The organism is Paenibacillus sp. alder61 (genome assembly GCF_020179875.1).
Lineage (GTDB): Bacteria > Bacillota > Bacilli > Paenibacillales > Paenibacillaceae > Fontibacillus > Fontibacillus faecis.
Genome location: NZ_JAIUDG010000008.1, coordinates 140,743 through 155,937, shown reverse-complemented (window position 1 = coordinate 155,937; position 15,195 = coordinate 140,743). Strand labels below are relative to the sequence as shown.

Genomic DNA, 15,195 nt, shown 5'->3' with positions numbered 1-15,195 from the left:
TTTGGTTTGCTAGATTGAATTTGATCCAACAAAACTGCCGGTAACTGAAGGAGAGAAAGAGTATGCCGATTCTGCAAATTGATCATTTGAAAAAATACTATGGCCAAACCGAACCCGTCGTCAAAGCGCTCGACGGGATTTCGCTGACGGTGGAACGAGGCGAGTTCGTGGCGATCGTCGGCACAAGCGGAAGCGGAAAAAGCACGCTGCTGCACATGATGGGAGGGTTGGACCGGGCCACATCGGGCAAAGTGTTCGTCGGCGGAAACGATATTTTTGCCATGAACGACGAAGCGCTGACCATTTTCCGGCGGCGTTCGATCGGATTTGTGTTTCAACATTACAACCTTATTCCCATCCTTAACGTTTATGAGAATATCGTGCTCCCGATCGAGCTGGACGGCACGCGGGTCGACAAGGACTATGTGGAACGGATCATCAGGGCGCTCGGCTTGAAGGACAAGGTACACCAACTGCCGTCCCGTTTGTCGGGCGGACAGCAGCAGCGGGTGGCGATCGCTCGGGCGCTGGCGACGAAGCCGTCCCTCGTGCTGGCGGACGAGCCGACGGGGAACTTGGACAGCAAAACGAGCCAGGAAGTGATGATCCTGCTGAAGCAGGTGAGCGAGCAGTTCGGCCAGACGATCGTGATGATCACCCATAACGAGGATATCGCCCAGACGGCGGACCGGATCATCCGGATTGAGGACGGAAAGATTGCGATGCGTCCCGAGACCTCCGGCAAGCGGGGGGTGTAGGGGATGACGGGAAAAAATCATCCGGCCGGAGGAGCGGCGGTTTCCCGGCTGGCGGGCCGGAGTCTGCGGGGCAACCGGACGCGCAATTTTTTTGTGATCAGCGCTATCGTGCTGACGACCCTGCTGCTGACGTCCGTGTTCACGATGGCGTTCAACATCAACCGGTCGATGGAATTGACCCGGATGAAGACGTCCGGCGGCGATTTTCACGGCAGTTTCAAATATTTAACGCCGGATGAAGCGGAGCGGCTCGCCCGGCATCCTTCCATTAAAGAATTCGGGAAGGCGCTGCTTGTCGGTGATGCGGTAAACGAGGCGTTTCGCGGCACGCGCGTGGAGATCGACGCGATAGATCGGCAAGTCGCCGACCACAGTTTTATTCGTTTTGAGGATGGCGGTTTGCCGACGGGAAAAGATGAGATCGCGATGAACACCTGGGCTCTGGACCTGTTGGGCGTACCCCATCGATTGGGCTCCGAGATTGAGCTGGAGCTGGAGATCGACAAAAAGCGGGTGACGCGGAAGTTCACCTTGTCCGGCTACTACAAGGCGGACCGGTACGTCGCGATGTCCGGACTCGCCTTCGTTTCGGAGGCTTTTGCCAGGGACCAACTCTCCGGCATCGATCCGGAAATGACCCGTCGCAGCGGCACTTATACGAATACGACAAGACTGGACGTCATGTTTAACAACGCCTTCGGAATTGAAGGCAAAATCCATAAGGTGCTGGCCGATACGGGAATCAAGGCGGATTACGGGGTGAACTGGGCGTATACCAGCGTGGAGCTGCTGGAAAACCCGCTGGATTTGCTGCCGTACGCCGTGCTCTTGCTCATCATCATGCTGAGCGGGTATTTGCTTATTTATAATATCTTCCACATCTCCGTCGTCCGGGACATTAAATTTTACGGGCTTCTAAAAACCATCGGGACGACACCCCGGCAATTGAGGAGGATCATTACGATCCAGGCCAATCGCCTCTATCTTATCGCTTTGCCTGTCGGATTGCTGCTGGGCTATGGGGTAGGCTGCTGGATTACGCCGATGCTCACCCGTTTTACGGGAAACAAACTGGAGATGGCTTACTCCGCAAGCCCGTTAATTTTTGCCGGTGCGGCGCTCTTTTCCTACTTGACGGTGCGCATCGCCGCTAGTAAACCCGGCCGGGCCGCCTCTCGCATTGCCCCTGTCGAAGCGGTGAAATTTACGGGCCTGGGCGGCCAAGGGCGGAAAAAGTTCAAACGTTCCGCGGGGGGAGCCAAACTGAGCCGGATGGCGCTGGCCAATCTGTTCCGCCATAAGAAGAAATTATGGCTCATGCTGGCTTCCCTATCGCTCAGTCTGATTCTGTTCGGCACCGTTTACGCGCTAATCTCCTCGCTGAATGTAAACAAATACCTGAGCACCTTCATCGCGGGGGATTTTGTCGTGAAGGAATTGCCGGATACCAGCGGGGTGGTGTCGGGGACGGCGCTGACGGATGAGTTAACCCGATTGTTGGCCGGTACGGAGGGGATTACCGGGGTGGACAGGGTTTATTTTTCCTACGAGGAGATGGCACTTACCCCGGGGATGAAAACGATGCTGGCCCCGTTGGCGGAACAAGAGGCTCCCGAGTTTCCCGCATACTCCCATATCCTCGAACGAGGGTGGATTGGTACGCAGCTTTACGGGGTGGACCGGGGCTGGATGAACCAGATCCAAAAGGGAGACATCCTCGAAGGATCGTTGGATCGTGACAAGTTCATGACCGGAAAATATGTGCTGATTTCGGAAGCGTCGTTGAATGTCGAGGGGAAGTACGTTACCTATTACCATCCCGGTGATTTTATCCGGCTGCCGGGTTCGGAGCGGGAATATGAGGTCATGGCCCTCTTGAACGAGCAGGCGCTCTACGCGGCGGGAACCCAGGTTTACCCGGTCGGAGGGTTCAGTTGGTATCTTCCGGCGGATGAATTTACCCGGTCGGTGAAAGAGCCGAAGCTTCTCTCACTGACTTTGCATGCCGAGCAGGCCGGATTGGAGCAAGCGGGAAATGCCGTTCGGTCGCTGGTGGATGCCCATCCGGAGCTGACGATGAAATCGAGGGAGGATTACGTCGAAGAAATGCAGGGCTTTATTACGGTCTTTAAGACCGTTGGTTATGGGCTCAGTTTCACCATTGCGCTGATCGGCGTGCTGAATTACATCAACACGGTGATTACGGGGATTCTTTCAAGGCGGCATGAATTTGCCGTGCTGGAGAGCGTCGGCATGACCCGCAGACAGCTTCAAAGAACGCTCCTCTATGAGGGGGCGTACGGCACGCTGCTCGTAGGCGCCATTCTTGGAACGGCGGGGCTATATCTGATCTACAAGATCGGCAAGGGGATTTCCGACAATATGGCATTTATGGTATTCCGGATGTCCGTCTGGCCGATTTTATCCGCGATTCCGGTCCTGCTCGTCCTGTCGGCGGCCGTGACCCTGGCGGCCTACCGCTTGTTGACGAAAGCCACCGTCGTGGAAAGGCTGCGGGAAGCGGAGTGAGCGTAAAAATTTGGTAGTCATGTTGTCCATGGCTTCTGTATACTACTTTCAGGAGGAGATGAGCTTATCTTGAGTCGTTTTGAACAAATTAGCGAACATATTCATATCATGCACGCCGAACATGAGACGGATCGGCCGATTCTGGCCCACATCCGGGGCAGCCGGAAGAGTCTCCTCATGGACGCCGGGAATTCCCCCCAACATGCGGCGCAATTTCAGGAATATCTGCAAGAGCAGGGGCTGCCGAAGCCGGACTATTTGGTGCTGACCCACTGGCATTGGGACCATACCTTTGGGCTTCCGGCCTGGGACGTGCCGGTGATGGCTCAACGGATCACAGCGCAGACGCTGCGTTCCCTGGCGGATCTCGAATGGTCCGATGCGGTGCTGCGGCGCTTGTCGGACGAGGGTGTGATCAGCGACCGCACCATTTCCGACATGAAGGGCGAGTACGGGGATATCGCCGATATGCGGGTGATCGTGCCGGACCTGCTCTTTGCGGACGGTCTGGATATCGACCTGGGCGGCGTCACCTGTTCGGTAGAGCATGTGGGCGGTGACCATGCGGAGGATAGCTGCTTTCTTTACGTAAAAGAAGACAAGACGCTGTTTCTCGGCGACGCGTTGGGTCCATCCGTGTATGGCGGTCCCTTTTCCTATACGCCGGCCCACTTTTTGAGACTCATCTCCAAAGCTTACAGCTACGGTGCGGAAATTTACGTGGAGTCCCACGGCGTACCGACGAAAAGGCAGGCCTTCCACGACGATATCGGAAGGTGGGAACAGTTTGCACGGATCGTGGAGCGTTTTGGGGAGGACCCGGATGCGGTTTCCCGCGGGATGTGCGACTACCTGCAAACGGAAAGTCTGCCGGACGAGTTTCAAAGCGCGATGGATTATTTTATGGCGGAGTTGCGCCGCAAGCCCGACGGCATTGTAAAATAAGTCATTTTCTGGACTATAGTCGGGGAAACTCCCCGACGCCTGCCCGGTTTCGTTCACCTTGAACTTTTATATACTAATTATCGGATAGTGAACGGAAGAAGCGGGAGGTTACGTCAAATCGGTGGAAAGGCAGGTAGCTCGTCTTGAGAGATTTGAAGATCGTCATCCTGACCGCCGGATATGGGAACGGCCATATTCAGGTGTCCCGAACACTGCAGCAGTCTTTTTACCGGCGCGGGATCGGCAATATCAGCATCGTGGACCTTTACCAGGAAGCGCACCCCGGGATGAACTCCATCTCCCGCTATTTGTACCTATGCAGCCCGTATTTTTCGTCGTATGGTCTGGACTATTACGGCTGGAGTTATTACGCCACCCGGAATGCGAAGACGAACAGCGCGTTTGCGAAATGGAGCGGGTGGCTCGGCGTAAAGAAATTCGTCGCCATTCTGAAGGAGCTGCGGCCGGATGCCATCATCTGCACGTTTCCCTTCGGGGGGATTTCCGAGACTTTGAAAAAGAACGGCATCCACGTTCCCTGGTTTACGGTTGTCACCGATTTCAGTTTGCATAACCGCTGGCTGCTTACCCGCTCCGACCGTTTTTACGTAGCGACGGAGGATTTGAAAACGGAGATGGTGCGGCGCGGAGCCGATCGCGATGCGATTACGGTGACCGGCATTCCGGTTCGCGAACCGTTTTGCACGCCGGCTTCGCCAAAATCGGAACAGCCCCGGCCCCGTACCATTCTCATTTTAATGGGAGCCTACATCCCTCTCCCGAATATTCAGTTGGTGATCGCGAAGCTGCTGGCGCTGGAGAACGTACGGGTCGACATCGTCTGCGGCGGAAACGACAAGATGAAGCGGAGGCTGGAGCGCCGGTTCGCCGGGAATGATCGGCTGCGCCTGTTCGGGTATGTCGAGGAGATTCACGAGCGGATGCGGCGGGCTTCCTGTGTGATTACGAAAGCGGGAGGAATCACGCTGTCGGAGGCGATCCAAATTCGCACGCCGATAGTCGTCTACCGGCCTTTTTCCGGACAGGAATTGGAGAACGCCCGGTATCTTGAGCGCAAGGGAGCGGCGTCGGTCGCCTCGAGCGTGGGTGAACTGGTGGAGCGGGCCCGCGAAATTCTGGATTCCGAAGAAAAAAGAAACGAGATGATCAGGCAATACGAAGCTCTCGCCGTAGGGCATGCCTCCGATACGATTGTAGAGGATGTACTGCGTACGGTGGCGGAGCAGCCGGTCAGAGCCGGAGAGGAGTACCGCCGTCAGGTTGTTTGCATCGGCGGACCGCTGGCCGAGGATGATGAACCAGATAAATATGGAGTATAGGAGAGTCTAATGAATTTATGAAGCGTTCAGTAAAATCCGCATGGCGGAGTCAATTTTCTCCTTCTTTTCTGCATCGTTCAGCCATTTTGTTTTTGACCGAAATGGCCCGCAGCGCTTTTCTGATTTCTTTTCTTCCCGCCTTTGCGAAAGAGCGGCATATTACGTTGGCCGCCGTGGGAATCGCCATCTCGGTGCATTATTTGGCCGACACCTTGATCAAGGTCGTGGCGGGATACGTGCTTGACCGGTTTCCGGCCCGGCTGATCTTGAATTTGTTCCTGCTGTTAGGCCTGCTCGGTTTGCTCGTCTCCTATGGCGTGAGCGCCCCTTGGGCCATCATCCTCGGGGCCGGGTTGATCGGCATCGGGGTATCTCCCGTATGGCTGCTGTGCCTTTCGCAAATTCAGGAGGACAGCCGGGGCTCGCAAATGGGTTCGGTCTATACGATCTGGCTGGTATCTCTCGGGCTCGGTCCGGTCGCGGTCAACTTTTTGATCGACCGGAGTTATGAGCTGTCGTTCTGGCTGCTCGCCGGATTATGGTGTGCCGGCTGGCTGCTGGCGGCCGTGATTAAGGTCGAATTCCCGTCCGCCAGTCAAATTGCCGCGATTCCGTTCAGGCAGCAGATGCGGGAGATGAAGAACAAGCTTACGCAAATGAAGCCGCTCGTTCCCGGCATGATCGTACAGACGATGGCCGCGGGACTGCTGGTGCCGGTGCTGCCGAGCTTCGCTTCGGAATATCTTGCGCTGGATTATTCGGGATATTCCATCGTGCTGATGGCCGGCGGAGCGATGACCGTGCTCCTGCTGATTCCGATGGGCCGTCTCGCCGACAAGTGGGGCCACAAATGGCTGCTGATCGTCGGCTTCGGGGCTTTGGCCGCCTGCCTGGGCTTGCTCATTTACTCCCGGCAGATGTTCAGCACGATGCTCCTCGCGGTCTGCCTCGGTGCCGCTTATGCCGCCGTGCTGCCGGCCTGGAACGCGATACTGTCCTACTTCGTCCCGGCCGAGCAAAAAGCGACGGGCTGGGGCGTTCTCTCCGGAATTGAAGGAATCGGCGTTATCATCGGGCCGATGCTCGGGGGATGGATGGCGGAAAGCTTCGACGCTACGGTGACGGTGGGCATCAGCGCCATCCTGCTGTTTGCGATTATGATATTTTACTGGATTCGGCCGGTCAGTTCATACAAAACCGCCGGACAAAAGGCAGGACAGCCGCACTAGCCGCCCGCCTGTTATAAAGTTTGCTTCCGCTTGGAGTGTTGGGACATGAAAAACCGTTATTATCTTAGGATGCGTGAATATGACAACCGGCTGTTTCTGTGGTGCAACCACAGATTGCGAAACCGCTGGCTGGATGGGTTCCTCAAAAAATTCACCCACATGGGCAGCGCCGCCTTCACCATTGGCTGCGTCCTGTCCGTGATTCTGTTTGCGGAAGGCCCATGGCGGCGAACCGGCTGGCTAAGCTTGATCGCTTTGACGGTGAGCCATCTGCTCGCCGTGCTGATCAAGAATACGTTTCAGCGCGTCCGGCCCTACAATGCCCTGGCGCAGGCCCAAATCGCCATTCTTCCGCTGAAGGACTATTCCTTCCCGTCGGGGCACACGACGGCGGCGTTCTCCGTCGCGATTCCTTTTCTGTTCGTGGCTCCGGGTCTGGCGCAAATCCTGCTGCCGCTCGCGTCGATCGTCGGCCTGTCGCGGATATACCTGGGCGTGCACTACCCCTCCGACTGCCTGGCCGGTTGCTTCCTCGGCTCGGGGACGGCCCTGCTGGTCGTGCTGGGGGCGGCATGAGTTGATGGACACCCGTTGTTGGCGCTGTCTCCACAGTGGGGCCGATAATCCGGCGGCCGCCGGGAGGTTGCGCATCGATGTCGATGCCGAGACGCCTACGAGGCGCCAATAGAAAAAAGCCTGCAAATTTGCAGGCTTTTTCCTATTACCTAGGGGCGAAACCGGACCGACCGGCCTACGCCGCGCCCTGTTTACGCTCGGCGCCATAGCTGATCGCGCCAAGAATCAACGCGAGGCTGACGAGCAGCGAGCCGATCCACGGCAGCGACGTCAGGCCCAGGTGGGTAATGGCCAGCCCGCCGATAAAGGCGCCGGCGGCGTTCCCCAGGTTGCCGGCCGAGTGGCTGGAGGTGGAGGCGAGGGCGGGCGCCGCCTGGGCCAGGCTCATGATGCGCACCTGAAGGCCGGGCATGACGCCGAACGAAGCGACGCCCCAGAAGAAGATCGTGATGACCGCCAGAACCGGGCTTTGAATCGTGAAGGTGAAGACGCCGAGAAGAACGGCTACCATCAGATAAAGCCCGAGCAGTGACGGCATCAGCTTCCAGTCCGCCAGGCGTCCACCGAGGATATTGCCGATCGTCACGCCGAAGCCGAAGATCACGAGAATCCAGGTCACGCTGTGCTCGGCGAAGCCGGTAATATCCTGAAGCAGCGGGGCGATGTAAGTAAAGACGGCGAACAGACTCGTGTTGCCGAGCGCCGCGATCAGCAGGAACAGCAGCAGTTTCGGGCGCAGGAGCGAGCGAATCTGCTGGGCCATCCCGCTGGGCGCTTCCTGGCGCAGCCGCGGCACGAACAGCAGTATGCCGGCCAAGGCGATGACGCCCATGATCGCGATGGCGCCGAAGGAGGCACGCCAGCCCATCTGCTGGCCGACGAAGGTGCCGAGCGGGACGCCGACGATGTTGGCTATGGTCAGGCCGGCCATCATGATCGAGACGGCGCCGGCGCGCTTCTCTGGCCGGACGAGGCCGGCGGCGATGACGGCCCCGACGCCGAAGAACGTGCCGTGGGTCAGCGCGGTCAGAATGCGCGCCGCCATGAGAACCGTATAATTCGGAGCAAATACGGAGATGCCGTTGCCCAAGATGAACAATATCATCAGCAGGCAGAGCAATCCTTTTTGCGGGATACGTTGGGTGAGCAGCGTCAGAATGGGGGCGCCGATCGCTACGCCCATGGCGTAAGCCGTGATCAGCTGCCCGGCGGTGGAGATGCTGACATGCAGATCAGCCGCCACATTCGGAAGCAAGCCCATGATGACGAATTCGGTCATGCCGATGGCGAACGAACCGACCGTCAGCGACAGAAGCGCGACGGGAAACGGTTCTTTTTTTGTGGAGGCCGCAGCCTTAGTTTCGCTAAGAGCGGGTGTGGATGTAGAATTCATGTTGTACAACCTTTCTGAAGAGCGGGTCTTCCCAATATTGTAGGCCGTTCAGGATCAAGGCCCCGATGCAGCGTGATTTTGTCGAATTATATAGGTTGAACTATGGATTTGCATATTAGACAGCGGCGTGAAGCGTTCTTTTCACGCTCTTGATCTACAACTAGATGTTTGGTTTGAATTAAAGGGAAAACCTCCCGTTAATTTGGTACATATGCGGCTGTAGAGGCGAATTAGCTGGAGAACCTCCCGTTAATTCGCCCGAAATTGTGTATTTCGGCAATAGGTCCGCGAATTAGCTGGAACTTTTCCAGCTAATTCTGATGGAAAAGCCAAGAGCGGTAAATTAACAGGATATTTTCCAGTTAATGATGTAGACTCCGACGTAGCCGATACCCTTTGACAGCGGTGGGAAATAAACAAGGGTCTTTTCCGGTGTGATTTTGTCGAATTTGGCTTATCGGAACCGAATAGCGGCTTTTTAGGCTCTTATTTTTGGGAAAAAGCGATCGAAACCCTGACTTTGGGTCGGTACAAGGCCAATAAGGGCCTCTTTGACCACTAGCGTTGCATTAACCCGAAGGGTCTAATGGCCGTAATCGCCTCCCTTTGAAGCCGGGCGGGTGGATAGGGGCCATTTGAGGCGTGATTTTGTCGAATTCGTCCCTTCGGTGAGAAATAGCGGTCTTTTGAGGCCTTATTTTAGGGAAAAGCGGGCCAAAACCTGATTTTTGGACTCGCACCAGAGCAATAAGGCCCTTTTGGGCCGTTATTTTTTCCGAAAACGCAAATTGGCCCAAAATAACGGCCCAAAACGCCGCTATTATAACGGGCGGCAGCTGAGACTGCGGATAGCAGCACCCATATCAGTTTTAATGCAGCGCCGATGACTCAACTAACATTCAACTTATACAGCTACTAATTATTAGGTTTAAATCGCATAAGATCAAGGGTTAATTTCGCCCGTTGTCCTCAAAATTAAATGTAACCGCTTGCCCTGTAAAAAAGAGCCTCAGCCCACCCCAAGGTGAGTCGGAGGCTCTTTCAAACTTACAGCGCGTCGCCATTGCTCTCGATCACCGATCGATACCAATAACCGGAATCCTTGATGGTTCGTTTGCCGTCGCTATAATCGACATGCACGAGACCGAAACGCTCGTGGTAACCCTCGGCCCACTCGAAGTTATCCAGGAGCGACCAGCAGAAGTAGCCCTTCAGCGGCACGCCGTCAGCGGCGGCCCTGCGGTATTCCCGCAGGTAACGGTGGAGGAAGTCGATGCGCTGCGTATCATGGACCTTCCCGTCCAGGCTGACCCAATCCATGCTGGACAGGCCGTTCTCCGTAATCATGATCGGAAGCCCGTATCGTTCGTGGAACAGCTTGGGTCCCCAATACAAGGATTCCGGGGTCACCGTCCAGCGGGTCATGGTTTCGGGATGGCCCGCCGCGTTGCCGATGACCTCGGGCTGTCCGTCCGCTCCTTTTTGCACCGGGGTGCCGTGGTAAATGTTGAGACCCAGAAAATCAAGCGGCTGGCGGATGATGTCCATATCGCCGGATTGGAACTTCGGCAGCCAAGGCTCGAACATACGTAACCCGTCCTCGGGATACTTCCCGAAAAAAACGGGATCCATATACCACGTATTCATCCAAAACGTAGGTTCCGTAATACCGAACGTCCGCTCCCGGGCCGCCTCGATATTCTCCGGCGTCGGCGTGACGGGGTACGAGGTGATACCGACCGGGGCATAAGCGATTTCGCAAGGCTGCTTGGAGGTCTGCCGCAGCGCCTGAACCGCCTTGCCGTGCGCAAGAAGCGAGTTGTGCACCGCCTGCAGCCATTCGGCGGGCCCGAGCTTCAGGCCCGGGGCATGGGTGCCTGTAAAATGGCCGAGTCCCAGGTAGCACTGCGGTTCGTTTTGCGTGAACCAGTGCTTGACCCGGTCGGACAAGCGCTCGGCGACCGTCCGCGTATACTCGGCAAACCAGTCGGAGCTGTCCGGGTGAAGCCATCCGCCTTTTTTAAACAGCTCATGAGGATAGTCCCAATGAAATAGAGTCACATAGGGAGCGATGCCGTTCTCCAATAGCTCGTCAACCAAACGATCATAGAATTCCAGCCCTTTGTCGTTGATGCGGCCCGTCCCTTCCGGCAATACCCGCGGCCACGAGATGGACATGCGATAAGCTTTTAACCCGAGTTCCTTCATGATCCGAACGTCTTCTTTATAACGATGGTAGTGATCGCAGGCTATCTCCCCGGTATGCCCGCTTTTGATAAAACCGGGAATCCCGGAGCACATATCCCATACGGATAATCCTTTTCCGTCCTCCCGGGCCGCTCCTTCGATTTGGTAGGCCGCCGTGGCCGCCCCCCAGACAAAATCGCGTTGGAAGCTCATGCTCAAACCCCCTTCTTATTTACTTGTTATTCCTAAATTATAGATTAGATAATAACAAATGAACATCCATCCGGGAATGATGTCGAACCCGGGGAAAGGGTGGCGATAGGTTAGAACACAGGGGTAAGGATCTGCGAAATTCGTGGGATCTACTGCCTTTGCGGGGATAGGGTTTCCTAAAAAAAGCCGTTAGATACTGGATGCTCCGGTCTGACCGGAGGTACAATAGCCTCATATTACCTATGCGAGGAGAACGTGTCGTCTATGATAAACCGCCGCAGTAAGTTTTTTCGTTATTGTCTTGCCCTCCTAACCGCCGCTTTGATGTTACATGTTTACAGTCCGTCGGGAGCCGCGGCCCCGAAACGGGCGGACTCTTGCGGGGTCGGCTGCACCCGTTACGACGTCGTAGTGGTCGGCAGTGAGATCGAAGGGGTGCTGCTGGCCAAATCCGCCCATGATCTCGGATTAAACGTGCTGATTTTAGACCCGCGCAGCAAGCCGGGCGGAGAGTTGATCCAAGGCCAGATGCTCGTTCTGGACGAGCCTAACGACAACAAGAAGCGGAGCTTGGTGCAAGGCGAATTGAAGACCTTGTACGACGGCTATAAAGCGGGATCGGTCCGCAAGCCGGCCGCCTTTGAGCGCTACTTCAACCGGCTACTCCGGGGGATTCCCCTGAAGAGCGGGATTGCGATCGAAGCGGTGGAAACCTCGCCGCGGGAGGAAGGAAAGCCGGGGAGGTCGTTGAAGTCGCTGAAGTCGCTGACATACCGGACAACAGAGGGGTCGAAGTACACGGTGCAAGCGGAGTATTTTGTCGAGAACACGGATTTCAATGCATTGACCGGAAAACTGAACGGCAGGCGGATTCCGGGCATGGAAAGCCTGTATAAAGGCAAGAAACCCGATTACATGGCGGCGACGTATATGCTGAAGTTTAAAAATATCGATTGGAAGGCGCTGCACCAGGCCGTTCTAGACGATTACCCGCTGACCCATGTCCGTGAAAAATACGGCTCCAACACCTATGTCGACTGGGATTTTGCCACCGGATTCAGCAATTTGACTTATAACTATAAGCCCCGGGACAGCCAACTGATGCTGCGCGGTCTCAATGCGACCTATCAGCAGGACGGCGAGGTTATCATCAACAGTTTGCTGATCTACGATGTGGATCCGGCCGACCCGAAGTCCGTTGCGGCGGCTGTGGCGAAAGGAAAGGCGGAGGCCCCTTATATTTTGGAGTATTTGCGCAAACATATTCCCGGCTTTGCCAAAGCAAAGCTGAACGGATACCCGGAATATTTGTACATTCGAGACTACAACCGGTATGAGACGGAATACGTGCTGGATTATCCGGATCTCATGTCCGGCCGGATGTTTTGGGACAATGTGACGATCGGCGGCTATCCCGTCGATTTGCAGGCCACGCGGATCGTCAAAAAAGGGATCGGTTACGGAAAGCCCGACCGGTACGGCATCCCGCTGCGCTCTTTCGAGTTGAAGAACTATGACAATGTGCTGGTGGCGGGCAAAAATGTCGGTGCCGCGATCAAAGCCTACGGCAGTGCGCGTATTATCCCTACCACGGCGCTGGCCGGAGAAACCATCGGCATTATCCTTGGCCGTGAGCTCAAGGACGGCAAGCGGCTGCATGAGCTGACCCCGGCCGATTTTAAACGGATTCACCGCTATCTGGAGAAGGAGTATCATATCCGGTTGGCCCGCTGAATCTCCGATCCTCCGGGTTCAATCAGGTACGCGGACCAAGCCTCATGCAAGCGTTGGATGCCTTCGTCAATGAGCTCCGCGGGGATGCCTCCGAAACCGACCATAAAGCGTTTTTGGTCGGTTTCGGTTTTTTTGTGCCAGAAGAACGCCGCCGATGCGACCCTGACCCCCGCCTCCCCGGCCAATCGGAGCAGCTCCGCTTCGCTCAGGCGGGAGCGGATTTCCAGCACAAGGTGCAGCCCCGCCCCGTCGCCCAAAATGGCGGCCCGGCCGCCGAAGTGCTTTTGAATGGAGGCGGTCAACAGCACGTTTTTCTTGCGATATAAATTACGCATTCTGCGCACATGTCTTTCGAAGTATCCCCCTTGGATGAACTGCTCCAGAACCCGCTGATGGATTCGCGAGGCGGAAGCTTCGAACATGAGATTCCGCCGCAGGTCATGATACCGGGCAACCAAATGTTCCGGAAGCACCATGTAGTGAATGCAGAAATCGGGCGCCAATACTTGCGAAAAGCCGCCCAGATAGATCACATGGTTGTTCGCCACGAGTCCTTGCAGCGAGGGAATCGGCCTGCCTTGGTAGCGGAATTCGCCGCCGTAATCGTCCTCCAAAATATAACCGTCCACCGCTTTGGCCCATTCCAGCAATTCCAGCCTGCGCCCGACGGGCATCGTTATCCCGAGCGGAAACTGATGGGAAGGCGAGACGCTGACCAGCCTGGCCGAGCTTTGCCGCAGTAGGTCCGGGCGAAGACCGGCATCATCGAGAGCGATCGGATCAATCCGGTAACCGAGCGCGTGAAACGTCGCCGGGATCAGTCGATAGCCGGGATCTTCGGCGGCCAGGCCGTCGGTATGATTCTTGAACAGAAGCGCAAGGTATTGGACCAGCATCTGCTGCTCCGCCGCAACGATAATCCGGCCGGGATCGCAGATCACGCCGCGGAATTGGCGCAGATATCCGGCGATTTCCCGGCGCAGCCCGAGCTCCCCTTGGGCATCTCCATAAAACATCAGATCCCGGTGTTCGGGTCCGAACAGCTGATGATGGAGCCTTTTCCAAATGGAAAAAGGGAACAGGGTGAAGTCGTTCTTGGAGAGATGAAAATCATAGCGGATCTCGCCCAGGATCTTCTCTGGTTCGGCCTGGGCGGCGGAAGCGGGAGGAACGGTTTTCTCTCCCGGGAGGACGGCGGGTCTGCCGAGCTTTCCGTAAGCTTCCGGCAGCTTGGTTACGTAGTAACCCCGCCTTGGTCGGCTCTCGATAAAACCCTCGGCGATCAACTGCTGGTACGCCAGCTCGACCGGCGTCGCGCTGAGCGACAGAAATTCGGCGAGCTTGCGGATGGAGGGCAAGCGGTTATCCTCGGTGAGCATCCCGTTGATGATGTTCTGCTTGATCATCTCGTAGATTTCCTGGTATCGGTAGCTTGGGCGGGAATCGGCGGCTCCCGGCGGAAGAAGGTTCGCAAAAAAGTCCACTGTTCATCTGTCCTTTTCTTTTTGACCAATTTGTATATTTTTAAGTATACAATAACTTGCTATAGTGGATGGACAAGAGAACCGAAGGGATGATGGAGTACGATGAAATACGCCAGATTTTTGGAAGGAAAGCAGGTTTATTTGCGTCCGATCGGCGTGGACGATGCGGAGTGGTATTTTTACAATTTATACGATCCGGAAACGCGGAGGCTGACGGGAACCCAGCGGCACTTCACGAAGGAGGGGACCGCCGCCTATATCGAACGCAAAAATCAGGACGATTCCAGCGTGCTGCTGCTGATCGCCCTGCGGGAGAACGACGAGTTGATCGGGGATATCGCGTTACAGGATATCGATCCGTACAACCGGAACTGCAACATCCGCATCGCGATCAGTTCGCAGGCACAGACGGGGAAAGGATACGGCAGCGAGGCGCTAAGACTGATGCTGGATTACGGCTTCGGCATTCTGAATATGCACCGCATCGAATTGAACGTCTTCGATTACAATCCCCGCGCGCTCCATGTTTATGAGAAGCTGGGATTTAAGAAGGAAGGGGTTCAGCGCGAAGCGCTCTTTTACAATCACAAGTATCACGATTCCATTACGATGAGCTTGTTGGAGCATGAGTTCCGGGCGGCGAAGGGTTAGGCGGAAACGGGAAACGTCGCACATCTCGTGTGAATTCCTGCAAATCTGCAGGCTTTTTTCCTCATCGGGGGGAAAAACTAAAAATTCCTGCGAATCTGCAAGCTTTTATGGCGGAACAAGGAAATTTTGCGAATGTGTCCAAAAATTCCTGCAGAT

General features: G+C 55.9%; 11 protein-coding genes. 8 read left to right on the top strand and 3 right to left on the bottom strand.

All coding sequences use genetic code 11. From position 1 onward, the window contains the following. The first annotated feature begins 62 nt into the window (after positions 1-62). The 6 genes from LBW89_RS10440 (at position 63) to LBW89_RS10415 (ending at position 7,377) form a co-directional block, all read left to right on the top strand. Positions 63-758, top strand: coding sequence for an ABC transporter ATP-binding protein (locus LBW89_RS10440; RefSeq protein WP_148453478.1), 696 nt, complete (start codon positions 63-65; stop codon positions 756-758). 3 nt (positions 759-761) lie between these two features. Next, positions 762-3,287, top strand: a complete 2,526-nt coding sequence (locus LBW89_RS10435; RefSeq protein WP_148453475.1) for an ABC transporter permease — start codon at positions 762-764, stop codon at positions 3,285-3,287. Between the two features lie 69 nt (positions 3,288-3,356). Beyond that, positions 3,357-4,232 (top strand): MBL fold metallo-hydrolase, encoded by an 876-nt coding sequence (locus tag LBW89_RS10430; RefSeq protein ID WP_148453472.1) that lies wholly within the window; start codon positions 3,357-3,359, stop codon positions 4,230-4,232. Between the two features lie 143 nt (positions 4,233-4,375). Continuing rightward, on the top strand, positions 4,376-5,572 hold the full coding sequence (locus LBW89_RS10425; protein WP_148453469.1) for an MGDG synthase family glycosyltransferase: 1,197 nt from the start codon (positions 4,376-4,378) through the stop codon (positions 5,570-5,572). A 17-nt stretch (positions 5,573-5,589) separates the two neighbouring features. Then, positions 5,590-6,801 carry an MFS transporter gene (locus tag LBW89_RS10420; protein WP_148453466.1) on the top strand — a complete coding sequence of 404 codons (1,212 nt, stop codon included), beginning with the start codon at positions 5,590-5,592 and terminating at the stop codon, positions 6,799-6,801. Between the two features lie 45 nt (positions 6,802-6,846). Continuing rightward, the gene (locus tag LBW89_RS10415; protein ID WP_148453463.1) at positions 6,847-7,377 is read left to right on the top strand and encodes a phosphatase PAP2 family protein; all 531 of its coding nucleotides are present in this window, start codon (positions 6,847-6,849) and stop codon (positions 7,375-7,377) included. 175 nt (positions 7,378-7,552) lie between these two features. Here the strand turns inward: LBW89_RS10415 and LBW89_RS10410 are convergent, their stop codons facing one another. Together LBW89_RS10410 and LBW89_RS10405 are read right to left on the bottom strand one after the other, a co-directional pair. Beyond that, the gene (locus tag LBW89_RS10410; RefSeq protein ID WP_148453460.1) at positions 7,553-8,770 is read right to left on the bottom strand and encodes an MFS transporter; all 1,218 of its coding nucleotides are present in this window, start codon (positions 8,768-8,770) and stop codon (positions 7,553-7,555) included. Between the two features lie 1,047 nt (positions 8,771-9,817). Continuing rightward, positions 9,818-11,170, bottom strand: coding sequence for a GH1 family beta-glucosidase (locus LBW89_RS10405; RefSeq protein WP_225039127.1), 1,353 nt, complete (start codon positions 11,168-11,170; stop codon positions 9,818-9,820). A gap of 264 nt (positions 11,171-11,434) precedes the next feature. Between LBW89_RS10405 and LBW89_RS10400 the strand changes: the two genes are divergently transcribed. Continuing rightward, positions 11,435-12,904 (top strand): FAD-dependent oxidoreductase, encoded by a 1,470-nt coding sequence (locus LBW89_RS10400; RefSeq protein ID WP_225039126.1) that lies wholly within the window; start codon positions 11,435-11,437, stop codon positions 12,902-12,904. On the opposite strand, the gene LBW89_RS10395 is transcribed toward LBW89_RS10400, so the two are convergent. Further along, positions 12,883-14,388, bottom strand: coding sequence for a PLP-dependent aminotransferase family protein (locus LBW89_RS10395; RefSeq protein ID WP_225039125.1), 1,506 nt, complete (start codon positions 14,386-14,388; stop codon positions 12,883-12,885). The genes LBW89_RS10400 and LBW89_RS10395 overlap by 22 nt on opposite strands. Positions 14,389-14,490: 102 nt before the next feature. On the opposite strand from LBW89_RS10395, the gene LBW89_RS10390 reads away from it, so the two are divergent. After that, a complete protein-coding gene (locus tag LBW89_RS10390; RefSeq protein ID WP_148453448.1) occupies positions 14,491-15,039 on the top strand; it encodes a GNAT family N-acetyltransferase in 549 nt (182 codons plus the stop codon). Positions 15,040-15,195 lie beyond the last annotated feature (156 nt).

Excerpts from the sequence above, each read along its gene's own strand:
- LBW89_RS10440 (WP_148453478.1), top strand. The coding sequence starts at position 63 with ATGCCGATTCTGCAAATTGATCATTTGAAAAAATACTATGGCCAAACC.
- LBW89_RS10435 (WP_148453475.1), top strand. The coding sequence starts at position 762 with ATGACGGGAAAAAATCATCCGGCCGGAGGAGCGGCGGTTTCCCGGCTG.
- LBW89_RS10420 (WP_148453466.1), top strand. The coding sequence starts at position 5,590 with ATGAAGCGTTCAGTAAAATCCGCATGGCGGAGTCAATTTTCTCCTTCT.
- LBW89_RS10415 (WP_148453463.1), top strand. The coding sequence starts at position 6,847 with ATGAAAAACCGTTATTATCTTAGGATGCGTGAATATGACAACCGGCTG.
- LBW89_RS10410 (WP_148453460.1), bottom strand. The coding sequence starts at position 8,770 with ATGAATTCTACATCCACACCCGCTCTTAGCGAAACTAAGGCTGCGGCC.
- LBW89_RS10405 (WP_225039127.1), bottom strand. The coding sequence starts at position 11,170 with ATGAGCTTCCAACGCGATTTTGTCTGGGGGGCGGCCACGGCGGCCTAC.
- LBW89_RS10400 (WP_225039126.1), top strand. The coding sequence starts at position 11,435 with ATGATAAACCGCCGCAGTAAGTTTTTTCGTTATTGTCTTGCCCTCCTA.
- LBW89_RS10390 (WP_148453448.1), top strand. The coding sequence starts at position 14,491 with ATGAAATACGCCAGATTTTTGGAAGGAAAGCAGGTTTATTTGCGTCCG.